Genomic DNA, 26144 nt, shown 5'->3' with positions numbered 1-26144 from the left:
TGTCCTCAGCGGGGTCCTCAGTCGTGGGCGGCGGCCGTCGGCGCCTGGTCAAGCAGCGAGGCCACGGCCGAGCGGAAACCGGCCAGGCGCTCGGCGGCCCGCTCCGCGCTGATCCGCGGTTCGTAGACGGCGGCGGGCTCCCACGCCGGGACCGCCTCCTCGACCGTCAGGCCCGGGTCGAGCCCCAGCCGCGCGGCGGCGCCCACGCCCAGCGCCGTGACATCCGGCAGCGCCGACACCTCCACCGGCCGCTGCAGCAGATCGGCCTGAGTCTGCATCAGCAACGCCGAGCGGGTCAGTCCCCCGTCGACCCGCAGGACGGTCAGCGGCGCGCCCAGGTCGGAAGCGGCCGCCTCGGCGATCTCCACCACCTGGGCGGCGATGCCCTCGCACAGGGCGCGCACCAGATGCCCGGCGGTGGTGTCGAGGCCGAGCCCGGTCAGCGAACCCTTGAGGTCGCCGCGCCACCACGGCGCCGCGAGTCCGGCGAGCGCCGGTACGAAGGTGACTCCCCCGGCGTCGGACACGGTCCGGCCGACCGGGTCGAGGTCCTGGGGCCCTTGGATCACCCCCAGGTCGCTGAGCCAGCGCACCGCGGAGGCGGCGGTGTACACCTGGCCGTCCAGGCAGTAGCTGGTGCGCCCGCCGAACCGCCAGGCCACGCAGGAGACCAGGCCATGGGGGCCGCGCCGGGGCCGGTCCCCGGTCTGGGCGAGGAGGAAGGCCCCGGTGCCGTAGGTGCACTTGGCGGTGCCCGGCTCGGTCACCCGCTGCGCCAGCAGGGCGGCCTGCTGGTCGACGAGGAGCCCGGTGAGCGGGACTTCGCCGCCGAAGGCCGTGGTGGTGCCGACGGGCCCGGCGGCGTCGACGACGCGCGGCAGCCGTTCGGCGGTCAGCCCGTAGAGGTCCAGCGCCTTCGGGGACCAGGCGACACGGTCGAGGTCGAGCAGCCCGGTGCGCCCCGCGGTGGCGGCGTCGGTGACGAACGCGCCGGTGAGCCGGTGGACCAGCCAGGCGTCGCTGGTGGTGACCACGCCCTCGTCGGTCAGATGGCGCCGGATCCACGCCATCTTGGGCGCCGCGAAGTACGGATCGAGGGGCAGTCCGGTGAGTTCGCGCAGTGTCTCGGCGTGCGGCGCGAGCTGTTCGCACACCGTCCGCGCCCGCCGGTCCTGCCAGACCAGCGCGTCGGTCAGCGGGTCGCCCGTGACGGGGTCCCAGGCCAGCACGGTCTCGCCCTGGTTGGCCAGCCCGACCGCCACGACCGGCTCTCCCGCGGCCGCGAGAGCCTGGCGTCCGGCCTCGAGGACCGAGGTGAGCAACGCGGCCGGATCGACCTCGACCAGTCCGCCGGGCAGATAGCGGGGGCGCACGGAGACCTCGGCGGAGCCGATCACCCCGCGCTCGGGACACAGCACCAACGCCTTGGTGCCCGAGGTGCCTTGGTCGACGGCGAGGACCGGGCCGGTCGCGGGGTCGGCCGGGGTGCGGTGGCGACGCTCTGCAGGCAGCATGTCCGGTTCTTCGCTCGGGACTGGTGGATCGCTTCGGGCTCGGGGACGGTGCGCGGGGATCTTGCCGGAAAGCCTGGTGCAGTCACGGGGCGGGCGTCAAGACGGCCGGTCGGGGCACGCCCGTGGTCCCCCGTGCCCGAGTCGCCGCGGCGGGACTATAGGATCCCTGCAACCATCCCCCAGGCCCTCGTTCACCGCGTCCGGTACGCCAGCTCCGTACGAAAGTCATCCGATGCCCGAGGAAGAGTTCCGCCCCGTGTACCACCCCGCGGGGTATGACGGCGGACTGCGCATCGCGCTGCAGGATCTGCGCACCGGACGCTGGATATCGATGCGCAATCTGCTCGCGGAGACTCCCACGTGGGCGCTGTGGACCCAGCGCACCCAGGTGCTGGCCACGGCCGGCGCCGGATCCAACGTGGTGGACGCGTGGCGGGCCGAGGAGCCGCAGAGCGTGGCGGCGCTGGTGATGGGCGCGCGGGTGGGGGTGGAACGGGCGGTGCGCGCACACCGCGAGGGACATCCCCGCACCCGGGAGCTGTGGCGCGAGGCGTGGCAGTCCTGCCAACTGTCCGCGCACCACTCCCCGGCGGACCCGGTGCCGTGGGTGTGTCTGCTGGCCCTGGCCCAGCTTGACAAGGAGCAGCGGCAGGAGGAGCACCGCGTGCCCCCGCCCGGTCCGCTGCTGTTCCCCGGGCCCTGGGGGCTGCTGGCGGAGGCCGACCGGCGCGATCCGTACAACCGCGAGGCGTACCACCGGATGCTGCAGTTCGTGTACGCCCGGCGGGCCGGAGGTTCGCTGGCCGAGGCGGTCAACTTCGTGCAATGGGTGTCCTCGGGCGCGCCCCGGGAGTCCGCGCTGCAGGTGCTGCCGCTGTATGTGCACGTCGAGCGGTACCGCGAGGAGCGGGGCTACGAGAAGGCGCTCGACCTGCACTGGGCCACCGAGGACGCCACCCGGGACGCTCAGAAGGCACTGCACGGCTGGTTCGACCACGCCGATCTCACGACGAGTTCACTGCTGGATCTCAACCATCTGGCGCACGCCCTGTGGGGCGCGCTGCGATTCTCCGACGCGGCCCGCGTCTTCGAGGCGCTGGGGCCGTACTTCACCCCGCTCCCCTGGGCCTACCGCACCCCCGACCCCGGCGACCGCGCCGCAGCTGAAGAAATGTTTCTTCGCGCCCGGGTCCGCTCACTGGCCGGCGCCCGCGGGCCAAGACCCGGGGTCAACGGCTGAGCCGGGGCCCTCCCCGGCGCATTTGGACCACCGCTCCCCCATCCGCCCTTCCGCCCTTCTGCCAGACCGATTTCCCACCTGTACCACCACCCTCGCCCGCCCCAGCATTCGGGAGGTACATTCATGTCCACGGCATGGTCGAGTTCGGGTCCCGCTCCCCAACGGGACGACGAACAGCGGCTGCGTGAGCTCGGCTATCAACCCGTACTGGCCCGCCGCATGGGCGGGTTCGGCAATTTCGCCATCAGTTTCTCGGTCATCTCCATTCTCTCCGGCTGCATGACGCTGTACGGCTTCGGGCTGGACACCGGAGGCCCCGCGGTCATGATGTGGGGCTGGGCCGGAGTGGGGCTCTTCGTCCTGTGCGTCGGGCTCGCCCTGGCGGAGGTGACCAGCGCCTATCCCACCTCGGGAGCGCTGTACTACATGGCCGACCGGCTGGGCGGACGGAGGTGGGGCTGGTACACCGGCTGGCTCAATCTGCTGGGGCTGCTCGGGGCCATCGCCGGAATCGACTACGGCGCCGCCCTGTTCACCGGGGCGCTCTTCAACCTCCAGTGGGGATTCGATCCCACACCGGAATCGACCATGGTCATCTTCGTCTGCATTCTGCTGCTGCACGCGGTGCTGAATCTGTTCGGGGTGCGGCTGGTCAGCGTGCTCAACTCGGTCAGTGTGTGGTGGCATCTGGCCGGTGTCGCCATCATCGTCGGCGCATTGGCGATCGTGCCCTCCCACCACCAGTCGCCCGGATTCGTCTTCACCGAATTCGTCAATGACACCGGCTGGTCTAATCCGCTGTACGTGGCCGCGATCGGACTGCTGCTCGCCCAGTACACCTTCTCCGGCTACGACGCCTCCGCGCATCTGTCCGAGGAGACCTCCAACGCCTCCGTCTTCGCCGCCCGGGGGATCGTCCGCGCCATCTGGGTATCCTGGGTGGCCGGGTTCGTGCTGCTGGCCGGGCTCACCTTCGCCATCCAGGACTACGCCGGTACGCAGAAGAGCGCCACCGGAGTGCCCCCGGCGCAGATCCTTATCGACGCCCTGGGGACGAGCGGTGCCACCGCGATGCTGCTCGTCGTCATCGTGGCGCAGCTCTTCTGCGGGAACGCCGAGGTGGCGGCGGCCAGCCGGATGGTGTTCGCGTTCAGCCGGGACGGCGCGCTGCCCGGCTCACGGCTGTGGCAGCGGGTCAGCTCCCGCACCCAGACGCCGGTGCACGCGGTCTGGCTGTCGGTGGCGGTGGCATGTGTGCTGGCCCTGCCGTCCCTGTACTCCGAGACGGCCTACGGCGCGGTGACCGCCATCAACGTCATCGGGATCACCCCCGCCTACGCCATCCCCATCTTCCTGCGGCTGCGCGCCGGGGACCGGTTCCAGCCGGGCCCGTGGCAGCTGGGCCGCTGGAGCAAACCGGTGGGCTGGGTCGCGGTGGTGTGGGTGGCCGTGGTGACGGTGCTGTTCTGTCTGCCGCAGTCCAGTCCGGTGACGGCCGACTCGATGAACTACGCCTCGATCGCCCTGGCCGTGGTACTGCTGCTGGCCACGATCTGGTGGTTCGTGGCCCGCCGCTCGTACAACACGCCCTCCGCGTACGGCACGGCGCGCGAACAGGCGGAGATCGCCGAGGGCATCGTCTGAAGGTGTCCGTCCGGAGCGGGGGTGCGGAGGGATTCCGCACCCCGGCTCCGCGCGATCGGACTCATCCGGAAGGCCGCAGCGACGCGGCCGGGGGCCGCTCGCGGCCGGCGCCGTAGGCGAGGAAGTACGCGGGCCCCCGCTTCAGCCAGGGCGCCTTGGTGAGCACCTGGGTCAGCCGCAGCGGCTGCCCCGCGACGGCCGGTGAACGCCCCTGCAGCAGCGGCTCGATGACCCGTGCGTGGGCGATCCGCTGCAGTATCTGCGTCCCGGCGGCGGTCGGCCACCGGCGGTTCTGGATGGCGCGTACGTCGGCGAGGCCCACGGTGCCCTTCCGCAGCGGCCCGGCCAGATGGCGGGCGGCGGCGACCGCGTCCTCGACGGCGAGGTTGATGCCGATCCCGAACACGGGCGACATCGCGTGGGCCGCGTCCCCGATGCACAGCAGTCCGGGACGGTGCCAGCGGCGGAGCCGGTCCATCCGGACGTCCAGCAGCTTGACCTCGTCCCAGGACCGCGGGCGGGGCTCGCGGTCGGGCACGCCCCGCCGTATCCATGGCGTGGCCTCGGCGAACGAGGCGAGGAACTGGTCGAGGGGCTGGGCGCGCCAGGCGTCGTCGGCCCCCTTGGGGATCAGGACGGCGCACTGCCAGTAGTCCCCGCGGTCGATCATGGCCGTGAGATAGCGCTCGCCGGCGTTGCCCACCAGCCCTTGCGGGTCGCGCTCCTCGCGCGGCAGCCGGAACCACCAGACGTCCATCGGGCAGGGGAACTCCCGCAGCCCCAGCTCGGGCAGGACGCGGGCGAGCGACCCCCGGCCGTCGCAGGCCACGGTGAGGGTGGCGCGCAGCTCGCCGGTGGAGCCGGCGACGCGGTCGCGGTAGCGCACTCCGGTGACCCGTCCGCGCTCCATGAGGAAGGAGGTCACCTCGGTGTTCATCCGCAACTGGAAGGTGGGCTCCCGCTTGGCCTCGTCCGCCAGCAGATCGAGCAGATCCCACTGGGGCACCATCGCGACGTAGTTGTACTTCCCCGGCAGCGAGCTGATGTCGCCGACCGTGAACAGATCGCCGTCCCGTCCGATGGGGAGCTGGACGGAGTGCACATGCCGCTGCGGCAGGGCCGCGAACCGCTCGGCGAGGCCCAGGTCGTCCAGGAGCCGCAGCGTGCTGGGATGGACCGTGTCGCCGCGGAAGTCACGCAGGAAGTCCCCGTGCTTCTCCAGGACGGTGACCTCCACCCCGGCCCGGGCCAGCAGCAGCCCGAGGACCATCCCGGCGGGCCCGCCGCCCACCACACAGCATGTGGTCCGCTCCATCTCACGGCTCCCTTCGACGTCCCCGAGGCCATGGGCACCCTCTCAGGAGGGCTTACCCCGTGGCGGCACGCCACACCGGCGCCGCGCGTGCGCCCGATCACGATCGGCTTGAATCCTCCCGGGCCCGCGTCCGTATCCCCGCGTAATGGTGTGGGGCGCATAAGGAGGTCTGTATGGCAGCCGAACCCGATCCGGACCGACCAGCCGGGCGCGAGGTGCTCGAGCCGACCGCGATCTTCCGTGCGACGCCGGAGTACGACGACGACTCGGAGCGGCCCGTCGAGGGGTGGATGGAGGAGCTCGACCTCTTCCGGCCGCCGGGCACCGAACTCCCGCCCGAGGCACCGCCCATGGCGGATGCGGACACCCAGGAGATGACCGGCGGTCCGACCGCGGCCGACGCCTGGCCGGTTCAGGACGCACCGGCCGAGCCGCGCCGTCCGGCCGAGCCGCCCGCCCCGGCCGGGCGGCGCTACCCCAGGGCCGCCCTGCTGGTGCTGGCCGGACTCGGCGCGGGGGTCGCCCTCTCGCTGGTGGTGATGGTGGACCGGGACTCGGCGTCCGGTGCGGCCGAGGGCGGCGCGTCGGCCACGCCGACGGCGCCCGCGACCTCCGCCGCACCGGGGACGCCGAGCGCGCCCGCCTCGCAGCCGCCGGACGACCAGTTACCGCCGCCGGGCGATCCGGGCGATGTGCTGACCCTCGGGGACACCGGGCCGGAGGTGACCGAGCTCCAGAAGCGTCTGCTGCGGATTCCGAACGTGTATCAGGACGGTCCGGTCAACGGGCAGTACGACCAGAGCCTCGCCCAGGCGGTCTCCCGGTTCCAGGTGTGGTACGGGATCCGGGGCGACGCGAACGGGGTGTACGGGTCCGCCACGCGGCAGCAGTTGGAGTCCCGCACCTGACCGTTCCGCCGTCGACCGGGGTCGTCAGACGGCGCCGTAGACCTGGGTCCAGTACGTGCCCGCACGGCTGCCGGCGGCGTGGCCGACGCCGATATGGGTGAAGTCGGGCTTCAGGATGTTGGCGCGATGGCCCGGGCTGTTCATCCAGCCGCGCACCACCTCCGCCGGGGAGCGCTGGCCGCATGCGATGTTCTCGCCGATGCCGCGATGTGTGGCCCCGGCGGTCCGCGCCCGGTCCCACGGCTGATGTCCTTCGGGGCCGGTGTGGGAGTAGAAGTCGCGGGCCACCATGTCGTCGCTGTGCGCCTGCGCGGCCGCCGTCAGCCGCCGGTCCGGGGCGAGCGGTGCCAGCCGGGCGGCGGCGCGCTCCGCGTTGGTGAGGGCGATGACCTCGGAGGCCAGGCGCAGCAGTCCGTCCGGGGTGAACGGCCGGGCCCATACCGCCGTCCAGTAGACGTCCCCGGTGGTGGGGCCGTCGGCCCGGCCGATCCCCAGGTGGACGAGGGCCGGGTCCTGGAACGGGCCCCGGCGCTCATCGCCTTCGAGGCAGTAGTCCACGAACTCCCACGGGGTGCGCGGCCCGGAGACGATGTGCTCGGCGATGGTCAGCGGGGTGTATCCGTGCGCGGCGATCCGGCGGAAGAGCGATATGCCGTCCGGGGTCTCCAGCCGCAGCGCGCCGTGGGCGGCCATGGCCCGGGCGTGCGCCTCGGCGGCAGCGGTCAGCCCTCCGTCGAGGGAGACGGGGGCGGCTCCGGCCCGTGCCCGCGCCGCGTTCACCACCTCCAGGGCATGCCATGAGGCCCCGTCGGCGGGCGGCGCAGCGGGAGGCACGGGAGGCGCGACGCGGGCGGAAGGCGCGGTCCCGGCCCGAGTGGTCGGCGGAGGCATGGGCCGGGTGGTCGGCGCGGGCATGGGCCGGGTGGTCGGCGCGGGCGGGGGCGGGGCCCCGTCGTCGGCGACGTCGACGCCGAAGTCCCGCGCCACACCGGCCAGTCCGTCGGCGTAGCCCTGGCCGATCGCCCGCACCTTCCATCCGCCGCCGCGACGGTAGATCTCGGCGAGCAGCAGCACCGTCTCCGCCGAGGGGCGCGGCGGGGCGAACCGGGCCAGCGGCGCTCCCCGTTCGTCCAGGACGCTCAGCACGGGCGCCGGCAGCCGCCCGAGCGGGGTGCCCGGGTCGGCGGGGCTGATGACGAGGGTGACCCGGGCGGCGCCGGGCCGTAGCCCCCGGGGCCGCAGGGTGAGGGTGTCGCCGTCCAGCCGGGCGCCGGGCGCGGTGGGCTGGTTGAAGAAGACGAAGTCGCCGTCACCCGCGACCTTGCCGTCCTCGCCGGTGATCAGCGCGGACAGGTCGAACGGGCCCGGCACCCGGATGGTCAGGGCACCGTCGGGCAGCGCCTGGTTCCCGCCGGGCACCAACTCGCCCATGTCCGCTCCTCACCGCCGCGTTCATGGAGGCAACGCGTCATGAAGGCAACGGCCGGGCGCGCCCGGCGGTTCCGGCGGTGTGCTCCCGGCCGTTGCGGCGGTGGGGCCGGTTGTCAGACCGGCACCGCGACGTACTTGTACTCCAGGAACTCGTCGATGCCGACGCGGCCGCCCTCGCGTCCGAGCCCGGACTGTTTGACGCCGCCGAAGGGGGCCGCGGGGTTGGAGACCAGACCGGTGTTGAGGCCGACCATGCCGACCTCGAGCCGCTCGCTCACCCGCAGCGAACGGCTCAGGTCCTGGGTGAACACATAGCCCACCAGGCCCCATTCGGTGCTGTTGGCGGTGGCGACGACCTCGTCCTCGTCGTCGAAGGTGAGGACGGCCGCGACCGGTCCGAAGATCTCGGTCCCCATCAGCCGGCTGGCCGGGGAGACGCCGGTGAGCACCGTGGGCGGGTAGAAGCAGCCGGGGCCCTCGGGGGTGCTGCCGCCGACCAGGACCTCGGCGCCGCGCGCCACGGCGTCCGCGACCAGCTCCTCGACCTTGGTACGGCCGGCCTGGTCGATGAGCGGCCCGACGTCGACACCGGGCCGGCTGCCGGGGCCGACCTCCAGCGCGCCCATGCGGCGGGCGAGCCGGTCGGCGAACTCGGCCGCGACGGAGGAGTGGACGAAGAACCGGTTGGCCGCCGTGCACGCCTCGCCCATGTTGCGCATCTTGGCGGTCATGGCGCCCTCGACCGCGGCGTCCAGATCGGCGTCCTCGAAGACGATGAAGGGGGCGTTGCCGCCGAGCTCCATGGAGGTGCGGACCACCGCGGGCGCGCACTGGGCGAGCAGGGTGCGGCCGACCTGGGTGGAGCCGGTGAAGGAGAGCTTGCGGACGTGTCCGCCGGTCAGCAGCGGCTCCACGACCTCGCCCGCGCGGGAGGTGGTGACCACGTTGAGCACCCCGTCCGGAAGCCCCGCCTCCGCCAGGATGCCGGCGAGCGCGAGGCTGGACAGCGGGGTCTGCGGGGCGGGCTTGAGCACCATGGTGCAGCCCGCGGCGATGGCCGGGCCGATCTTGCGGGTGCCCATGGCCAGCGGGAAGTTCCACGGCGTGACGAGCAGACAGGGGCCGACCGGGCGGCGCATCAGCAGCATGCGGTTCCTGCCGTCCGGCAGCGTGGAGAACCCGCCCTCGATGCGTACGGCCTCTTCCGAGAACCAGCGGAAGAACTCCGCGGCGTAGGCCGCCTCGCCCCGCGCCTCGGCCAGCGGCTTGCCCATCTCGGCGGTCATCAGCGCGGCGAGCGCGTCGGCCCGCTCCATGATCAGCTCGTAGGCGCGGCGCAGGATCTCGCTGCGCGCGCGGGGCGCGGTGGCCGCCCACTTCTCCTGGGCGTCCGCGGCGGCGGCCAGGGCGCGCTGCCCGTCGGCGGGGGCGGCGTCGGCGACCTCGCACAGCACCTCACCGGTGGCCGGGTCGTCGACCGGCATGGTCCGAGCGCCGGCCGCGTCGGACCACGACCCGGCGATGTAGAGCTGCTTGGGCACCGCCGCGAGGACCTCGGCGGCCGAGGGGTACGAGGGGGTGGACATAGGGGCAATCTCCTTCGTGGCCGCCGCCGGTCCGAGGGGTTCGGACCGGCGGGCGGATCGGGCTCCCGTTGGGCGATATGCGGTGCGCGTCAGGAGTCCGCTGTTCCGGCGCTGACGGCGGCGGACCAGGCGCGCAGACCCTCGTCGATCGCCGCTTCGTCGACGACGAGGGCGGGGATCATCCGGACCACATGGTTCCAGGCCCCGCACAGGAGCAGCAACAGTCCCTCGTCCACGGCGGCGCGCTGTACCCGGGCCGCGGTCGCCGGGTCCGGCTCCCCGTCCTCGGTGACGAATTCGCTGGCCAGCATGAGGCCGAGGCCGCGCACATCGCCGATGGCCGGGGTCTTGGCGGCCACGTCCTCCAGACCGCTGCGCAGCCGCGCCCCCATCGCCTCGGCGTTGGCCACCAGGTTCTCCTCGCGGACCACGTCGAGGGTGGCGGCGGCGGCCGCGCAGGCCACGGCGTTGGCGCCGTAGGTGCCGCCCTGGGAGCCGGGCCATGCCTTGCTCATCAGCTCCTCGGAGGCGGCGATGCCGGACAGTGGGAAGCCGCTGGCCAGCCCCTTGGCGGTGACCAGGATGTCGGGGCGGATGCCGAAGTGGTCATGGCCCCAGAACCGTCCGGTGCGGCCCACCCCGGTCTGCACCTCGTCCAGGATCAGCAGGAAGCCATGGCGGTCGGCCCGCTCCCGCAGGCCCTGCAGGAAGCCCTCGGTGGCGGGTACGTAGCCGCCCTCGCCGAGCACCGGTTCGACGATGATCGCGGCGGTGTCGTCGGGCGGGGAGATGGTCTGCAGGACGTAGTCCAGCTCCCGCAGGGCGAACCGGGTCGCGGTCTCCTCGTCCCAGCCGTACCGGTAGGCCGTGGGGAACGGGGTCACCACGACGCCGCTCATCAGGGGCGAGAAGCCGGAGCGGAAGCGGGTTCCGGAGGTGGTCATGGAGGCGGCGGCCACCGTGCGGCCGTGGAATCCGCCGTGGCAGACCAGGACGTTGGGCCGGCCGGTGGCCTGGCGGGCGAGGCGCAGGGCCGACTCGACGGCCTCGCTGCCGGAGTTGGAGAAGAACAGACTGTCGAGGCCGGTGGGGAGCACCTCGCCCAGCTTCTCGACCAGCCGCCGCAGCGGTGGGTGCATGACGGTCGTGTACTGGCCGTGGATGAGCGTGCCCACCTGCTCCTGCGCGGCGGCGACGACCCGCGGATGGCAGTGTCCGGTGCTGGTGACGCCGATGCCCGCGGTGAAGTCGAGGTATCGCCGCCCGTCCTCGCCGTCGATGTAGGCGCCCTCTCCTCGGACGGCGACCACCGGAGTGGCTTGACGGAGCTGCGGCGACAGATTGGTCATGTTCTCTCCCACACGCACAGGTCGGCGATGCGCTCGGACACTTCGAGGGTGAGGGGGCGAACCCGGTCAGGACAATGATCACTATGTCGCGGGGTGGTGATCGGTATGGACGATCTGTCAACGACCTCCCACACAGCTCTTGTCAAGATGCCGGGCGGGGTGATGGTTGCGCTCGGCGCGGGGGCTTGCCAGAGTGAGCGGCATGAACGGCTCCGGCGGCACCGCGTACGACGCCGCCGGACGGCCGCCGTCCCGCCCCGCCGGGCCCCCGCGGGTCCCGGGGCGCTCCCCGCTCAGCCTCGCCGACGTGCTGCGGCTTCCGGTGCTGGCCGCCGGGGTGCCGGAGGTGGTGTCCGGCCATGGACAGCTCTCCCGGCCGGTCCGCTGGGTGCATGTCACCGAACTGCTCGACCCGGCATCCTTCCTCAAGGGCGGGGAGCTGGTGCTGACCACCGGGATGCCGCTGCCCGAGGACCCGGCGCTGGTCCGCCGGTATGTCGACGAGCTCGCGGACATCGGCGCCGCCGGGCTGGTCATCGAGCTGGTGCGGCGCTACCACCGGCCGCCGTCGGAGCTGGTGCGGGCCTGTCTGGCGCGGGACTTCCCGCTCGTCCTGCTCTCCCGGACCGTGAACTTCGTGGAGGTCACCCAGGTACTCCACTCCCTGATCGTCGGCAGCCAGGTGGAGAGCCTGCGCCGGGCCCAGGACGTCCACGACACCTTCACCGCGCTGACCCTGCGGGGCGCCGGGCCCGAGGAGGTGGTGGACATGGCGGCCGAGATGAGCGGGCATCCCGTGGTGCTGGAGAACCTGGTGCACCAGGCCGTGATCTGCGGTTCGCCGGGGCGCGGGGTGGAGGGGGCGCTGACCGGCTGGGAGCGGCGCTCGCGCGCCACGCCCTCGCCCGACCGGACCGGGCTGAGCGGTCCGGAGGACTGGCTGGTGACCGCGGTGGAGTACCGGGGCGAGCGGTGGGGGCGGCTGCTGATGCTCCCGGACGGGGCCGGGCATTCGGCGGTCGGCCCCGAGGACGCGATGGTCCTGGAGCGCACCGCCACGGCCCTGACCATCGCCCGGCTCACCCATCACACCCGCTGGGAGCGGCGGGCCCGGCGCACGCTGCTGCTGGACCTGGTGGAGCAGCGCTGCCGCTCGATGGGGGAGGCCCGGGCCAGGGCCGAGGCGCTGGGCGTGCCGGTCGCGGGCCGCCGGCTGATGGTGGCACTGGTCAGCCCGGGCCCCGGCGCCGGGGAGACGACCGAGCTGGAGGACCGGCTGACGGACGAGCTGGGGGCGGCCGGGGCGGCCGTGCTGGTCGGCGCGGTGCCCGGTGACCACATAGGGGTTCTGCTGGCCCTGCCCGCCGCCACGTCCTGGCGGCCGCTGGTGGAGCGGCTGAGCCGGTCGGTGCGGGAGTCCCGTCCGGAGGCCGTGATCAGCGTCGGCTCGGAGGTGTCGGAGCTGTCACAGACCGCCCGGTCGTTCCAGCAGGCGGCGCGGGTCGCGGACGCCGCCGTTCCGGGGACGCCGGACAAGGCGTTCCACGAGCTGTCCGACATCGGGCTGCGGCAGTTGCTGTACGCGCTGCGCGGCGATGTGCGGCTCCAGGAGTTCGTGGAGCGGCAGTTGGGACGGCTGGTGGACTACGACGAGCGGCACGGCACCGATCTGCTGCCGGTGCTGCACACCTTTCTGGACGCGGCGGGCAACAAGACGGTGGCCGCCAAGCGCGCGAACCTGTCCCGCCAGGCGTTCTACCAGCGGCTGCACTCGATAGAGCGGGTGCTCGGCTGCGATCTGGAGTCGGGTGAGCAGCGCACCCAGCTCCATGTGGCGCTCACCGCCTTCCGTCTGTTGCGGCTGTCCCGGGGCCCGGCCCCGTCCTGACATGGCGACGCGCCACGGCCGGCCCGGATCCGGGCCGGCCGTGGCGCGTCTGTCGGCACCCGCGGGGGGCGCGTCATTTGACGAAGTCGTCGACGACCTTTGGCGGCCAGCAGCCGACGTTGAGGACGCCGATGGAGTAGGCGCGGGAGACGAGGGCGGCCCGGTTGGGCACCCGCAGCTTCCGCAGCAGCCGTGTCACGTGGTACTCGACACCCTGCCGGCTGAGGTAGAGCCGGGAGGCCAGGGGGATCGTGGAGAGCCCGGCAGCGATGCCCTCCAGAATGCGCGCCTCGGTCTCGGTGAGGAGCTTCTTGCGGTCGGTGACCATGTCCACCTCCTCGCCACCCGCCGTGGGTCGCAGGACCACCAGGATCGAGGCCACATGGGCGGAGCCCTCGCGCACGGCGACCGCCGTGAGCCCGCTGGTGAAGGCGGCCCCCTCGGCCCCGATGGCCACCACATGGGTGGTGAACCGGTGCCGGGAGCCGTCGAGAAGCCGGGTGAACTGCCGCTTCACCGCCTGCCGCACACTGGGGTGCAGAAGGTCACAGAAGTCACGGCCGCACACGTCCGTGGAGGCGTCGTCGAACTGCCGGAAGAACTCCCGGTTCGCCTGCTGGACGGTGAGCGACGGGTCAAGACAGACGACACAGGCCCCTGGCTGGTCGAACTGGCGCAATAGATCCGTGTACTCGGTCTGCTCGTGTCCAAGCTCGTGGGGGGTTGGCCGAGCCGAATCGGTCAGTAAAGGCAATGCCAAGGGACTGCCATCCCTTCCTAATTCTCAGAATTTGGAATCGAATACCGAATATTCAATTCCAAATGTTCATTTCAGAATTGAGACTAGGGATCTACGAGCACGGAAGTCAACGTCAACAGGGGTGTCGCCGCCCAATCCCGTGGTGGGGGACCCCGAAGGTTCGGTCCGCACCCCACCGCTTCGGTGGGCCGGTACGGTCGGTTCACGAATCCTCGTCAAACACCGTCTAATTATCGCCGTTAACGCTACGTTCATGAATCCATGCGAGGCAGCAGCTCGATGAGCTCGCGGCGTCCGGAGACGCCCAGTTTGCGATAGGAACTGGTCAGATGCTTCTCGATGGCGCGGGAGCTCACCCCCAGCTCGGCGGCGGCCTCCTGATTGGTGAGGCCACGTCCCACGAGGGAGGCCACGGTGCGCTCGGTTCGGGTGAGGGCCGCCTCCGGCGGGGCGGCCGACGCACCGCTGCCGTCCGCGGCGCGGATCCGCTCGACCAGCCATGGGACCCCGCACGCCGCGGCCAGGCCCCCGGCCTCCTGGAGTACCGCCGCCGCCTCGCCGCCCGGCCCCAGCCGCCGGCCCAGCAGCAGCAGGGTGCGGGCGAGTTCCAGTTCATCGGCCGAGGCGCGCAGCACATCGACCGATTCACGCAGCAGCCGCACCCCCTGGCCACCGCCGGTCAGCCGGGCCTTCATCCGCAGCGCGCGGCCGAGCGCCACCGGTGCGCCCCACTCCTTCGCCCGCAGCAGCTCCTCCTCGGCCAGCGCCCCGGCCGCGCCGGGGTCGCCGACGCGCCGGTGAAGCTCGGCCGCCCAGGGCCGCCAGGCGAAGAGCACGGGGTTGCGCCAGCCCGACGCCTCCAACTGCCGGCCGCAGGCCAGGAGGGTTTCCAGGGCGCTGGTCCAGCGTCCGTTCCCGGCGTCCTGCGCCGCCTTGGCGAACTGCAGCGTCGTGGTCAGGGCCAGGCTCGAGGAGCGGCGCCGCCCAGGGCCGTCCAGAATCCGCTCGATCAGTACGGGGTCCTGAAGGTCCAGGGCGACTCGGGTCAGGGCGAGGGTGGAGACGACCCCGGCCTCCTGCCAGTGCACCTCGGCCAGCCGCACGGCCCGCTCGGCGTACTCACGCGCCTGGGAGACGCGTCCCCGGGCACTGAGCACCATGGCCTGCTGGACGTTGACGAGCGCGTCGGCGACGGTGCCGCCCTGCCGCCGCGTCTGCTGTTCCATGGCGAGCCAGGAGCTGATCCCCCGTACCGAATCGGCGGCGACCAGTCCGATCACCACCAGCGGCAGCGGGGTGTGGACCTGTTCGGAGGTGGCCGGTTCGCGCTCCAGGATGCGGTTCGCCAGCCGGGAGACCTCGGCCGCGGGCCATCGGGCGGTGAGCACCGCCGAGTTGAGCAGCACCGCCGTCAGCTCACGCTCGGCGGCGGTGACCAGCGCCGGATCCTCCCCCAGCGCGGACAGCCGCTCCACCGCGGCGGCCAGCTCCGCCGGATCCTCGTGTCCGGCGTGTCGCAGCCGCGCCTCCAGCCGCAGCGCCACATCGCGCGCCGTGCCCTCCAGCGAGGCCGCGGGCCCCAGGTCCTCGGCGACCTGGTGCAGCAGATCGATGGCCGACGGGGGCCCCAGGCCCACGATGGTCGGCGAGATCCGCAGGGCCGCGGCGGCCCGGAGCCTGGGCGTCGTCAGCAGGGGTATCGCCTGGGAGATATGGCGTTCGCAGGCGGCCGGGTCGAAGCCGCGCTCCGCGGTGGCCAGATCGATCAGCAGCCGGGCCCGGCCCTCCCCCGCCAGCGAGCCGTCCAGCAGGGCGCGGCGCAGATAGCGGGCGGCGGTACGCGGCGCCCCGCGGCGCAGCGCGGTGTCCGCCGCGGCCCGCAGCACCTCCACCGCCCAGGGATGGCTCGAGCTGGTCACGGCCATGAGCTGGGCCGCGACCAGCTCGGCGGGGCGTCCGTTGTGGTACAGCAGGGCCGCCGCGGCGTCGTGCAGCCGCTCCCGTTCCGCCACGGTCATCGAGGACTCCACCGCGTCCTGCACCACCCGGTGGAGGAAGCGCGGCTCCTGCTCGGCGGCGAGCAGCCCCACCTCGTGGAGATCGCGCAGCGTGGCCAGGAAGCCGATCGGGTCCAGCCCGGCCAGCCGGGCCAGCAGGTCCGGCTCCGCCTGGCCGCCGAGGACCGCGATGGCCGCGGCCAGGTCCCGCGCCGGCCGCGGCTGGACGCGCAGGGAGCCGGCCAGCCGCTCGCGCAGCAGGGCGGGGCGCAGCGAGCGGACCGCCTCGACCTGCTCGGCGGTGGGCCGCAGGCCGCTCATGGCCAGGTCCGCCAGCACCGACTTCAGGAACAACGGATTGCCCGCGGAGGTCTCATGGCAGGCGCGGGCGAACTCCTCGTCCCCCGGCACGCCGAACTGCTCGTGGATCACTTCCTTGGTGGCGCCCAGCGACAGCGGCGCGGGGCGCAGCTCCCGCCGCGCCGCGTCGACGACCTCCCGCAGCAGCGGGTCCCCGGGGCGCCGGTAGCCGTCCCGCAGCGCGCAGACGACCACGGCGCGCAGCCCGTGCAGCCGCTTGACGAGGAAGGCGAGCCAGCGCAACGACGGGGCGTCGACCCACTGCAGGTCGTCCACCAGGATGAGCAGCGGGCTGTCGGCGCTGACCGCGGCCAGCGCCGAGCGCAGGCCGTACAGCGCCTCCTCGGGCATCGTGAGGGTGCCGCCGTCGTCGAGCAGCGGGGCGTCGTCGGAGAAGACCGTCCGGTAGAGGTCGCCCTCTCCCCCCAGCCGGCACTCGTGGAGTTCCTCCGGGACACCGGTCAGCAGGCTGTCGAAGAGCTGGCGGACCACGCCGAGGGCGAAGTCCTGCTCCACCGGCGCGGCGTTGGCGCGCAGGACGTGGATCTCCTCGCCCTCGGCGAGCATCGGCAACTGTTGCAGCAGCGCGGTCCGGCCGATGCCCATGGGGCCGGTGAGCAGCACCAGCGACGAGTCGCCCGCCGCCCCGGCCTTCAGGGCCTCGGCGGCCTGGGCCAGTTCGGCCTCCCGTTCAAGCAACATCCGTTCCGCCTCCCTCTGCCGCCCGCAGCAACGCGATCAGCTCTGCTCGGCCGCTGATCCCCAGCTTCCGGTACGCGCCGCTGAGCCTCAGCTCCACGGTGCGTCTGGTGACAGAGAGGGTTTCCGCCATCTCCCGGTTGCCATGACCGAGTCCGACAAGGGCCGCTGTGCGCTGTTCGGGTTCGGTCAGGCTCGCCCACGCCGGATGCGGGACGCTTCCGCGAACGGCGGACGGCCCAGCCCGCTCCGACAGCGCCCGCACTCGTGCGACCAGCCGGCTGGAGGACCGGTGGGCGATGACGAAGGTGAACAGCTCGGCCACCAGGGGGGCCGCGGCCTGCGGGTTCCCCGCGTCGAGCTCGGCCGTGGCCAGCTCCATCAGGGACCCCGCGTAGGCGAGCCGGGCCGGGGTGTCGCGCAGGGTGGCCACCGCCTCGCGGAGACGGTCGACCTGCCCTTCGGGGGCCACCCGTCCGGCGCCCAGCTGAGCCCAGCCGATCGTGTTGGGGGCGCCCCACAGCCGGGCCAGCGCGAGCTCCTCATCGGTGAGCCGCCGTGCCTCCTCACGGTCGCCGAGGGCGTCGTGGACCCGGGCGGCCATCGAACGCCATGGCATCAGGGCGGGGTTGATCCGCCCGCGGCCCAGCTCCCATCTGCCGGTGGAGCGGAACAGCTCCAGCGCCTCGGGCAGCCGCTCGTCCTTGACGGCCACCAGCGCCCTGGCGAAGAGCAGATAGCCCCAGGAGCCGCCCTCCCGCGACTCGGCGGGCACGGGCGCGCCCGCGAGCGCACCGGCCTGGCCGACATCGCCGTTCTCCAGGGCGATGAGGATCCGGATGGCCATCAGATACGGGACGGTGTAGCGATGCCAGAGGGAGCGCGGCAGTGACCGCTCCGCGGCGGCCACGTCCCGTTCTGCTATGTCGAGCCGGCCGCGCCGCAGGTTCAGCTCACCGCGCACGGCCAGGGCCTGGGCGGCGGCCGCGCGGGCGTGCCGCCTGCGCAGATCGGTGTGGAGCACGTCCAGCCGGACCTCGGCCTCATCCAGGTCGTCGGTCAGCAGCAGAGTCCGGGCGGCGGTGAGCCGGGGCAGGATCAGGGCCCCCGCGGCGCCGTCCACGCTGAAGACCCGCTGGGCCAGCGCCCGGGCGGTGGGCAGGTCCTCGCCGCGCAGGACCAGTCGCCAGGCGAGCGCCGCGGCCTGCACCGGGCAGGTGGGGTCGGCGGGCAGCGGTGGGATACCGTCCGGGACCAGATCGGTGTCCTCCTGCCCGACGGACTCGGTGAGCCAGAACAGCCCGGCCAGGGCCCCTCGCTCCTCGCCGTCGGTGAAGGGCAGTACGTCGGCGATCGCGCGGCGCAGCGCCTTGTCGTCGCCGCGGGAGAGCCCCAGGTCGGCGGCGCGTACCCGGATCCGGCCGGGCCCGCCGTCGCCGGTGCGGATGATCTCCGCCAGCCGGCGGCCCGCGGCCTCGGGAACGGCCAGCACTTCGATGGCGGCCAGTTCCAGGCCCAACTGGGCACGCGGCGCCGGGTCCAGCGGTTCCTCCAGCGCCCGCGACAGGCAGGCGATCGCCTGGGCGGTCCGGCCCCCGCGCAGTGCGGCGGCGCAGGTGCGGCGCAGTACGGGGATCACCCAGGGCTCGTCGACCGGGCGGGCGGCGAGCAGCAGCCGGGCGATGTCCTCGTCGGGTACGGCCGCCCGGTAGGCCAAGTCGGCGGCGCGGGCGTGCAGTTCGGCCCGCTCGTCGCCGGGCATCTCGGCGAGGATCCAGCTTCGCGTCTCGGGCCGGCTCAGCCGGAGCCCGGTCTCGGCGGCGGTGGCGAGCCCGCTTTCCTGGAGTGCCTCGGGGAGTCCGGGCTCGCTCGCGGCGCGGGGGTCCGCGAGCGCGTACAGCAGGGACAGATCCAGCAGATCGCCGCAGACGGCGAGGGCGCGGACGACGGCGACGGCCGTGTCGGACAGCGCTCCGAGTGCGCGGACGGCGTGTTCGCCGCTGACGGCCTCGGCGATCGCGGACAGTTGCGGCACCCGCGCGGCCACCGGTGCGTATCCGCGTCTGATGAAGCGCCTCAGCGCCTCGGACAGCACCTCGGGGTTGCCCGCGCTCGCCTCCAGGGCGGCCGAGGTGAAGGCGGTCTCGCCGGGGCGGTCGCAGATCAGCGCGACCGTGGCGGCCACATCGCGCGGAGCGAGCGGGGCCAGCTCGACTTCGAGGGTGATCACCTGCTGCGGCGCGGTGGAAAGGGGGCAGGCCCCCGGGCGGAGCCGGCCGGTGCCGCTCACCAGCAGGGCGATCCGGGCGTCGGGCAGGCGCCGGATGAGCGCCCCGAACCAGCGCTGCGAGGCCGGGTCCAGCCATTCCACATCGTCGACCACCAGCAGCGTGGGCTGTCCACGCGCGGTCCGTAGCAACTCGGTCAGGCCCGGTAAGCGGCTCTCGGGTCCTCGTCCGGTCATGGCCTTCAGCGAGCCGTCGGTGAGTCCGTCCATCGGGGCCAGCAACTGTGCCACCACGCCGTAACGCACCTCGCGCTCGCCCGGCGTCGCCTGGGCACGCAGAACGCGGTGGCCCTGGTCCTCGGCCAGCCGGGCGGCGAGGTTCAGCAGGCGGCTCTGTCCGTAGCCGGGCCGGCCGATCAGCGTCACCGCCGAGGAACGGCCCCTGCCGAGATCGGCGACGGTCTGGGCAAGCATGGCCTGCTCTCGTTCACGGCCGGGGAACGGGAGCCCGTTGAGCTGCATAGTGTGACTATATGCCTGGGGCGGGGGGCGGACATGGCACCCGGCCCCGCGTGCGGGTCAGCGTCGGCCGCGTGAGGCGAAGACCCACGCCGGTGCCTGCGGGTCGGGAAGGCTCGGGGTGTTCAGCACCGAGGCCAGCTCACCGCGCTGACCCACACTCAGCTTCCGGTAGACGCTGGTGAGATGCGTCTCGACGGTGCGTACGGTGACGAAGAGCGACTCGGCGATCTCGCGGTTGCCCGCCCCGCGTGAGGCCATTTGGGCCACTTTGCGCTCGGTGCCGGTGAGCAGGTCGACCGGTGAGGCGGTGATCTCGCGCATCCGGCCACCCGCGGCGACCAGCCGGTTACGGGCGTCCTTGGCGAGCGCGAGCGCGCCGCAGCCCTGGGCGAGGTCGACGGCCGAGCGCAGCCGCTCCCGGGCGTCGCGCGGCCGCCCGATGTCCAGCAGCGCCCCGCCGAGCAGGAACTCGGCCCGGGCGTGCTCGGCGCGGGCGGGCGAGCCGGAGAGGTGCTCGACCGCCTCGGCGAGATGCGCGATGCCCTCCTCGCCGGGGGTGGTCACCCCGCGGGCGAGGGCGGCGAGCCCGAAGGCACGCGGGGTGCTCCAGCGGCGGGCCAGCTCGGCGCCGTGCTCGACCAGGTCCCGCGCCTCGTCCGCCCGCTTCTCCGCCGCGAGCACACAGGCCGCCTCGGTCCACCAAGGCAGGAACGCCGGGTTGGCGAAGCCGGAATCCTCCAGGGAGGCGCCGCAGTCGAGCAGCAGCCGCAGCGCGGTGGCGCCGTCGCCGAGCGCCCAGCGGGCCCGGGCGCGGGCCATGAGATACCAGTGGTACTCCATGACGAACCCGTCCAGGTTGGGCCGGGTGACGGCGGCCAGCAGTTCCTCGGCCCGCTCCGGTTCGCCCCGGTCGATCAGGATCGTCGCCAGCGCGGTCTGGGGCATGGTCACATTGCCGCTCCAGCGCTCCTCGCCGATGATCTCGACGGCGGTCTGGGCGTCGGCGAGCGCGTCGGGGATCGCGCCGAAGCCGTGCAGCAGCATGGCGCGGTAGGACAGGGTGATCACATACGACCACACCGCGGCGTTGTCCTGGCCCTGGCGCAGCGCGTGGTCCAGCGCCTCCATCGACCCCTCGACCTCGTCGGCCAGGCCCAGGGTGAACGCGGAGAAGAGCAGCGACCAGTTGTCGAGCCGGTCCGGGGAACTCAGCGCGCGGTGGGCCTGTTCCACGGTCCGCCGCACCGAGCGGCCCTCCATCGCGGACAGGACCGTCATCATGGCGAGCATCTGCCGCTGCGCGGGGGTGTCCCCGGAGGGTTCGGGAATCCGCGCGAAGCGCTCCCGGACCGTATGGATCGTGGCCTTCTCGTCGGATCCGCTGATCAGCAGCGCCGATTGGACGAGGGTGCGCAGCTCACGGTCGCGCGGATCGGGGTCGGGCCCCAGCTCGGCCTCGAGCTCGTCGAGCACCTCGCTGAGCACCCGGACGGCGGCCGGTGACTGCTGGACGGTGAGGCAGGTGAGGCCGAACTGCACGGCGATGGGCGCCTTGGTACGGACGTCGGTGGCCAGCGTGAGCGCGCGCCTGAGCAGGCGGATGGCCTCGGCGGGGTTGATCTCCGCGAGCGCCTTGGCGAGCGGGACATGGGCCGACAGGCTGTCCGGCTCCGCCTCCAGGACGCGGTAGAGATAGCGGGCGGCGGCCTCCGGGGCGCCGCGGTGCTCGGCCTGGACGGCGGCTTCCCGGAGCACCCAGCCCATCCACGGCTGGGGGGTGCCGGGCACCAGCAGCACCTGGTTGGCGACCTCCTCGGCGGGCCGTCCGGCATCGCTCAGCAGCAGGGCGGCCCGGGCGCGCAGCTCGGCCAGCGGCTCCTCCCCGGCGGCCTCCAGCACCGCGGAGCGCACCACGTCATGGGCCAGATCCGCCCGGTCCGGCGCCATCACCTCGGCACCGCGCAGCAGCTCCACGGCCTCCGCGACACGGGCCGCGGGCACCCCCGCCAGCGCGCCGATGTGCTCCGCGTCCTCCTCGCCGAGCACCGCGATGGCGGTGGCCACGTCCCGGACCCAGTCGGGCCGGGCGTCGAAGAGGGTGCGCACGGAGAGGGCGACCACGTACTGCCCGACCTCGGCGATCTCGCGCAGGCCGCTCTCGTCGGGTGAGACGCCCTTGGCCCGCAGCTCGCGCAGCAGCCGGGTGACGGTCAGCGGGTTGCCGCCGCAGACGGCGGCGGCGCGCCCGGCGAAGGAGTGCGCGACGGGGGCCGCGAAGACCTGGCGGGCCATTTCGGCCACTTCGGCGTCGGTCAGCGGGTCGAGGCGGATCACCGAGGAGCGAGGCTGGGCGAGGATGTCCGCCAGGGTCACGGGGGCGACCGGTTCCTCCTCGGTGCGCTGGGCGAGCACCACCAGCAGCGGCAGCTCGTCGGCCCGGCGGAGCAGGAAGTCGATCCAGCGCAGGGAGCGTTCGTCGCACCAGTGCACATCGTCCAGCACGAGCACGAGCGGGCCCTGGGCCATCAGGTTGGCCGCGAGCCAGTACAGGCCGTGCAGCACCGGATAGACGGAGGCTGCCGTGGGCGGCCCCTCCTCGCCCGGGTGGGGGCTGAGCGCGGGAAGAGCGCGGCGGGCGCTGCCGCGCAGCAGCGGGGAGTCCTGGGCGTCCTCGGCCGAGAGCCCGAGCCCCCCGAAGAGGGCGCGCACTCCGCTGTAGCCGGCGCCGGCCACCACCTCACCGCAGGTGCCGTGCAGAACGGTCATCTTCCGGCAGACGTCGCTGTCGAGGAAGGCACGCAGCAGACTGGTCTTGCCGATTCCGGCCGGGCCCGACAGGACCACCAGACCGGAACGGCCGTCGTGGGCGGCCTCCGCGTGGGCGGTCAGCGCCGCGAGTTCGGCAGCGCGCCCGACAAGCGCGCCGGGTAAACCGGAATCGATTTTCCGGTCCACCACGCAGCCTCCTCGAGCCACAAAAACGCGAACAATCTTCCGGAAAAGTTTGCTACTGCCGCGGCCAGGAGGCTACACGACCGCTGTGACGACGATCAATATCGATCAGTGATGCCCGGAGACGGAAGGCGTGGTGAGGGCGATCACCATTCCGTCCCCGGGCCCTTCGGTATCACTGTGTGGGTACGAGGCATGAAGTCGTCTATGGCATCTCCTTTCGTCGGCTCACGTTCACGGGGTCATATGCGCTTCTTCCAGAGCGGCTTCCAGCGCGATGGCAGGTGGATGGAGCTCGAACCAGACGACCTTGCCCGCCGCCGTGCAGGTGGAGCCCCAGCAGCGGGAGAGCAGGTCCAGCAGATGGAGCCCGCGGCCCCCTTCGTCATCGCCGCATGTCCGGCGCACCTGGGGCTGCTCAGGGTGCTCGTCCGCCACCTCGCACCGGAAGGCGCGGTCGACGGAGCACAGGGAGAGCGTCAGGCGGATCGGTCCGCCCGCGTGCCGCAGGGCATTGGTCACCAGCTCGCTGACGAGCAGCTCGGCGTCGTCGGAGAGGTCGTGCAGCGCCCATACCCCGAGCTGGGCAATGGCCAGCCGCCGGGCCCTGGGCACCGACGAGGGCTCGGAGGGCAGCAGCCACGACGTCCCGCCACTGGTGGCGGGAGGCCGGGCGGCCTCGGGCCGGCGCTCGGTGCTCACCGGGGCGCCGCGCGAGACGGTGGGAGTGGTCGCGTTCATGTCGGCTTATCGGGGCTGATCCGGGGGGCGGGGATGGCACGCCCGTCGGGAAGGAGTTCACCCGTGTCCGCGAAGATCACCACTCCGTTGCAGAGCAGGCTCCAGCCCTGCTCGGGATGGGTGGCCACCCGACGCGCCGAATCATGATCCGATGCGTCGGCCGACGGACAGGGAGGTTGATGGAGGCACATGGTCCGAACCTTCGATCTTCCGCCATGGCCGGCGGAACTCGTTTCCGAGGTCACCATGGTGGGTCGGCGCGGCGGTGCGCGACGAGGGGAGATCTCCCCGCATCGGTACCCGAACCCGGCCCCGGGCCCCGGGGAGGTCACGGGCGGCCGACGCCCGCTCACTCTCGGTGAAACACCGCCCCGGCAGGCGGACCGCCCGCCCGAAGTGCGTGCGGTGGCTCCCGGCCCGGGCATAGCCTGGAAACAGGGCTTCGGGTCCGTGCGGGCATCGGCCCGTCCACCCGAGCCCGGTGCGAGGCATCGATGGGTGCGGTGGCGACGAGCACCCCGACCGGACGGCAGACAGTCAGGCTACCGGCCGAGGTGACCAGTTTTGTGGGACGTCGGCATGAGGCGGCCGAGGTCAAGGAAATGCTGTCCGCATCGCGCCTGGTCACCCTCACCGGCGTCGGCGGAGTGGGCAAGACCCGGCTGGCGCTGCGGGTAGCGGACGAGGCGCGCCGGGCCTTCCCCGACGGCGTCTGGCTGGCCGAACTCGCCGAGCTGGACAACCCCGCGCTGCTCGCCCAGGGCCTCACCGAAGCACTGGAGATACGGGACCACTCCCCCCGCCCGGCGCTCGACGTCCTCGTCGACCATCTGCGGGACCGGCAGGCACTGATCGTCCTCGACAACTGCGAACACCTCCTGGAGGAGTGCGCCCGGCTCGCCGACCGGCTGCTGCGCGCGGCGCCCCGGCTGCGGCTGCTGGCCACCAGCCGTCAGGCGCTGGGCACGGCCGGTGAGCAGAGCCTGGCCGTCCCCACCCTGGGGCTGCCGGACCTCGAGGGGCCACGGCCCACTCTCGCCACCCTCGCGCGGTGCGACGCGATACGGCTGTTCACCGAGCGGGCGGCGGCCATCGTGCCCGGATTCCAGCTCACCGAGGACAACCGGGGCGCCATCGAGCTGATCTGCCGCCGGCTCGACGGTATCCCGCTGGGGATCGAGATCGCGGTCGTACGGCTGCGCGCCCTGTCCGTCCAGCAGCTTCTGGACCGGCTCGACGACCGGTTCCGGCTGCTGACCACCGGCTCCCGGACGGTCCTCCCCCGCCATCAGACGCTGCGGGCGCTGATCGACTGGAGCTATGAGCTGTGCACCGAGCGGGAGCGGCTGCTGTGGGCCCGGGTCTCGGTGTTCGCCGGAAGCCTGGACCTGGACGCGGCCGAGGCGGTCTGCTCGGACGAGGGCATCGACCGCGAGGAGATCCTGGACCTGGTGACCGAGCTGGTGGACAAGTCGGTGCTGCTCAGGGAGGAGCACCGGACGGCGGTGCGCTACCGGATGCTGGACACACTGCGCAGTTACGGCCGTGAGCGGCTGGCCGCCGCCGGAGAGGAGGCCGTACGGCTGGAGCGCCATCGCGACTACTACCGCGGGCTCGCCGCGGACGCACGGGCGGCGCTCTTCGGACCGGCCCAGGTGCAGTGGTTCGCCAGGCTCCAGCTCGAGCACGCCAATCTGCGCACCGCCCTGGAGGGCTGCCTGGCCGCGCCCGGGCAGACCGGCTGCGGTCTGGAGATGGCGGCCGATCTGCTCTACCACTGGATCACCAGCTACTACCTCGGCGAGGGCCGCCGCTGGCTGGACCAGGCCCTGGCGCTGTGCACCGAACCGACCGGGGCACGGGCGCGCGCCCTGTGGACCGGCAGCTGGCTGGCCGTCATCCAGTCGGACACCGACGCCGCCGCGGCCATGCTCGAGGAGAGCCGGTCCATCGGGACCCGGCTGGGCCTGGACCCGGTGCTCGCCTACACCGCGCTCTACTCCGGCATGGTCGCCATGTACCGGGGCGAGACCCGAGCCGCGATCGCGCTCTACGAGGAGGCCGTGACCCGCCACCGCGCGACCGGCGATCCGGTGGGGCTGGCCCTGGCGCTCATCCGGCTCTCGCTCGCCCACTCGTTCATCGGCGACTCACCCCGCGCGATCGCCCTGGGCGAGGAGTCGCTGGCGGTGTGCGACGCGTACGGGGAGGGCTGGCACCGGGCCTACGCGATGATGGCGCTCGGCATGGACGTATGGCGCCAGGGCGACACCGCCAGGGCGGCCGCGCTGGAGAAGGACAGCCTCACGTTCAACCGCTCGCTGGACGACCCGCTGGGCGTCGCGGTCAATCTGGAGGTGCTGGCCTGGATCGCGGCCACCGACCGGGACCACACGCGGGCGGCCGGGCTGCTGGGCGCCCTGCGGACCATCTGGCACGCCATCGGCGCCCCGCACTCCGGCTACGGGCATCTCGTCCACTACCACGAGGAGTGCGAAGCCACGGTGCGGCGGGCCCTGGACAAAGCGGCCTTCAACGCGGCGTTCAAACGCGGCGCCCGGCTGTCCTACACCGAGGCGCTGGTGTACGCGCTCGAGGACGAACTGCCCAGCGAGGAGACGGCGGTGGGCGGGCGGCCGTCGCCGCTGACACCCCGGGAGTCCGAAATCGCGCAACTGGTCGCGCAGGGGCTCAGCAACAAGGAGATCGCCTCGTCCCTGGTCATCGCCCAGCGCACGGCCGAGGGCCATATTGAGCACATTTTGAGCAAGCTGGGTTTCACCTCGCGTGCGCAGGTGGCGGTCTGGGTAGCGGAACAGCACCGCACCGCGGAGGTCGATGGCGAACACCCGCCGGAGGATACGGTCTGAGCCACGCCGGCATTCTCAAGGGGCAAGAGGCGGAATTCTATTCGATACGGGCGCACATGTCCCCTAAGTTTTCACAAGCCCCACGAAAATCCTCGCCCGGCCCGGCTTCGAGGGATCATGCGTCAGGCTCGAGGGACGAGC

The 26144-nt window shown here is 72.9% G+C and carries 16 protein-coding genes; 5 read left to right on the top strand and 11 right to left on the bottom strand.

Translation table 11 applies throughout. The features are described 5' to 3' along the window. Positions 1–17: 17 nt before the first annotated feature. Complete coding sequence (locus STRVI_RS18635) at positions 18–1514, bottom strand: FGGY family carbohydrate kinase (protein WP_014057227.1); 1497 nt, start codon at positions 1512–1514, stop codon at positions 18–20. A gap of 232 nt (positions 1515–1746) precedes the next feature. Here STRVI_RS18635 and STRVI_RS18630 point away from each other — a divergent pair, with 232 nt between their 5' ends. Next, complete coding sequence (locus tag STRVI_RS18630) at positions 1747–2754, top strand: hypothetical protein (protein ID WP_014057226.1); 1008 nt, start codon at positions 1747–1749, stop codon at positions 2752–2754. Between the two features lie 123 nt (positions 2755–2877). Next, positions 2878–4398, top strand: coding sequence for an amino acid permease (locus tag STRVI_RS18625; RefSeq protein WP_014057225.1), 1521 nt, complete (start codon positions 2878–2880; stop codon positions 4396–4398). Positions 4399–4459: 61 nt separating this feature from the next. Here STRVI_RS18625 and STRVI_RS18620 read toward each other — a convergent pair whose 3' ends face one another. Then, entirely contained in the window at positions 4460–5713 is a 1254-nt protein-coding gene (locus STRVI_RS18620; RefSeq protein ID WP_014057224.1) for an FAD-dependent oxidoreductase, read from the bottom strand. Positions 5714–5886: 173 nt separating this feature from the next. Here STRVI_RS18620 and STRVI_RS48005 point away from each other — a divergent pair, with 173 nt between their 5' ends. Continuing rightward, positions 5887–6621: a peptidoglycan-binding domain-containing protein gene (locus STRVI_RS48005; RefSeq protein ID WP_014057223.1), complete on the top strand. Its 735-nt coding sequence runs from the start codon at positions 5887–5889 to the stop codon at positions 6619–6621. A 24-nt stretch (positions 6622–6645) separates the two neighbouring features. Here the strand turns inward: STRVI_RS48005 and STRVI_RS18610 are convergent, their stop codons facing one another. The 3 genes from STRVI_RS18610 to STRVI_RS18600 all read right to left on the bottom strand — a co-directional run bounded on the left by STRVI_RS18610 (position 6646) and on the right by STRVI_RS18600 (position 10987). After that, positions 6646–8052: a CAP domain-containing protein gene (locus STRVI_RS18610; protein ID WP_014057222.1), complete on the bottom strand. Its 1407-nt coding sequence runs from the start codon at positions 8050–8052 to the stop codon at positions 6646–6648. A gap of 113 nt (positions 8053–8165) precedes the next feature. Then, complete coding sequence (locus tag STRVI_RS18605) at positions 8166–9638, bottom strand: NAD-dependent succinate-semialdehyde dehydrogenase (RefSeq protein WP_014057221.1); 1473 nt, start codon at positions 9636–9638, stop codon at positions 8166–8168. An 89-nt stretch (positions 9639–9727) separates the two neighbouring features. Next, positions 9728–10987, bottom strand: a complete 1260-nt coding sequence (locus STRVI_RS18600; RefSeq protein ID WP_014057220.1) for an aspartate aminotransferase family protein — start codon at positions 10985–10987, stop codon at positions 9728–9730. A gap of 202 nt (positions 10988–11189) precedes the next feature. Between STRVI_RS18600 and STRVI_RS18595 the strand changes: the two genes are divergently transcribed. Further along, complete coding sequence (locus STRVI_RS18595) at positions 11190–12875, top strand: PucR family transcriptional regulator (protein WP_014057219.1); 1686 nt, start codon at positions 11190–11192, stop codon at positions 12873–12875. A gap of 73 nt (positions 12876–12948) precedes the next feature. On the opposite strand, the gene STRVI_RS18590 is transcribed toward STRVI_RS18595, so the two are convergent. From STRVI_RS18590 to STRVI_RS18565, 6 genes are all read right to left on the bottom strand, one after another. After that, positions 12949–13554 carry a LuxR C-terminal-related transcriptional regulator gene (locus tag STRVI_RS18590; RefSeq protein WP_050993686.1) on the bottom strand — a complete coding sequence of 202 codons (606 nt, stop codon included), beginning with the start codon at positions 13552–13554 and terminating at the stop codon, positions 12949–12951. A 332-nt stretch (positions 13555–13886) separates the two neighbouring features. After that, positions 13887–16694, bottom strand: a complete 2808-nt coding sequence (locus STRVI_RS55570) for an ATP-binding protein (protein ID WP_014057217.1) — start codon at positions 16692–16694, stop codon at positions 13887–13889. Then, positions 16684–19440, bottom strand: a complete 2757-nt coding sequence (locus tag STRVI_RS18580) for an AAA family ATPase (protein WP_014057216.1) — start codon at positions 19438–19440, stop codon at positions 16684–16686. Before STRVI_RS18580 ends, STRVI_RS55570 begins: the two co-directional genes overlap by 11 nt. A gap of 57 nt (positions 19441–19497) precedes the next feature. Further along, positions 19498–22398 carry a helix-turn-helix transcriptional regulator gene (locus STRVI_RS18575; RefSeq protein WP_014057215.1) on the bottom strand — a complete coding sequence of 967 codons (2901 nt, stop codon included), beginning with the start codon at positions 22396–22398 and terminating at the stop codon, positions 19498–19500. Positions 22399–22626: 228 nt separating this feature from the next. Next, on the bottom strand, positions 22627–23133 hold the full coding sequence (locus STRVI_RS18570; RefSeq protein WP_014057214.1) for an ATP-binding protein: 507 nt from the start codon (positions 23131–23133) through the stop codon (positions 22627–22629). Further along, the gene (locus STRVI_RS18565) at positions 23130–23324 is read right to left on the bottom strand and encodes a DUF5999 family protein (RefSeq protein WP_014057213.1); all 195 of its coding nucleotides are present in this window, start codon (positions 23322–23324) and stop codon (positions 23130–23132) included. Before STRVI_RS18565 ends, STRVI_RS18570 begins: the two co-directional genes overlap by 4 nt. A gap of 375 nt (positions 23325–23699) precedes the next feature. Here STRVI_RS18565 and STRVI_RS18560 point away from each other — a divergent pair, with 375 nt between their 5' ends. Then, positions 23700–26003, top strand: coding sequence for an ATP-binding protein (locus tag STRVI_RS18560; RefSeq protein ID WP_106685683.1), 2304 nt, complete (start codon positions 23700–23702; stop codon positions 26001–26003). The last annotated feature ends 141 nt before the right edge of the window (positions 26004–26144 follow it).

The organism is Streptomyces violaceusniger Tu 4113 (genome assembly GCF_000147815.2).
In the GTDB taxonomy this organism is placed as follows: Bacteria; Actinomycetota; Actinomycetes; order Streptomycetales; family Streptomycetaceae; genus Streptomyces; species Streptomyces violaceusniger_A.
Note: the sequence above shows the minus strand (reverse complement) of the source record. Positions and strands in the feature narration are given on the sequence as shown.

Excerpts from the sequence above, each read along its gene's own strand:
- STRVI_RS18570 (WP_014057214.1), bottom strand. The coding sequence starts at position 23,133 with ATGAACGCGACCACTCCCACCGTCTCGCGCGGCGCCCCGGTGAGCACC.
- STRVI_RS18580 (WP_014057216.1), bottom strand. The coding sequence starts at position 19,440 with ATGCAGCTCAACGGGCTCCCGTTCCCCGGCCGTGAACGAGAGCAGGCC.
- STRVI_RS18565 (WP_014057213.1), bottom strand. The coding sequence starts at position 23,324 with ATGTGCCTCCATCAACCTCCCTGTCCGTCGGCCGACGCATCGGATCAT.
- STRVI_RS18635 (WP_014057227.1), bottom strand. The coding sequence starts at position 1,514 with ATGCTGCCTGCAGAGCGTCGCCACCGCACCCCGGCCGACCCCGCGACC.
- STRVI_RS55570 (WP_014057217.1), bottom strand. The coding sequence starts at position 16,694 with ATGTTGCTTGAACGGGAGGCCGAACTGGCCCAGGCCGCCGAGGCCCTG.
- STRVI_RS18595 (WP_014057219.1), top strand. The coding sequence starts at position 11,190 with ATGAACGGCTCCGGCGGCACCGCGTACGACGCCGCCGGACGGCCGCCG.
- STRVI_RS18620 (WP_014057224.1), bottom strand. The coding sequence starts at position 5,713 with ATGGAGCGGACCACATGCTGTGTGGTGGGCGGCGGGCCCGCCGGGATG.
- STRVI_RS18610 (WP_014057222.1), bottom strand. The coding sequence starts at position 8,052 with ATGGGCGAGTTGGTGCCCGGCGGGAACCAGGCGCTGCCCGACGGTGCC.
- STRVI_RS48005 (WP_014057223.1), top strand. The coding sequence starts at position 5,887 with ATGGCAGCCGAACCCGATCCGGACCGACCAGCCGGGCGCGAGGTGCTC.
- STRVI_RS18630 (WP_014057226.1), top strand. The coding sequence starts at position 1,747 with ATGCCCGAGGAAGAGTTCCGCCCCGTGTACCACCCCGCGGGGTATGAC.
- STRVI_RS18605 (WP_014057221.1), bottom strand. The coding sequence starts at position 9,638 with ATGTCCACCCCCTCGTACCCCTCGGCCGCCGAGGTCCTCGCGGCGGTG.
- STRVI_RS18600 (WP_014057220.1), bottom strand. The coding sequence starts at position 10,987 with ATGACCAATCTGTCGCCGCAGCTCCGTCAAGCCACTCCGGTGGTCGCC.
- STRVI_RS18625 (WP_014057225.1), top strand. The coding sequence starts at position 2,878 with ATGTCCACGGCATGGTCGAGTTCGGGTCCCGCTCCCCAACGGGACGAC.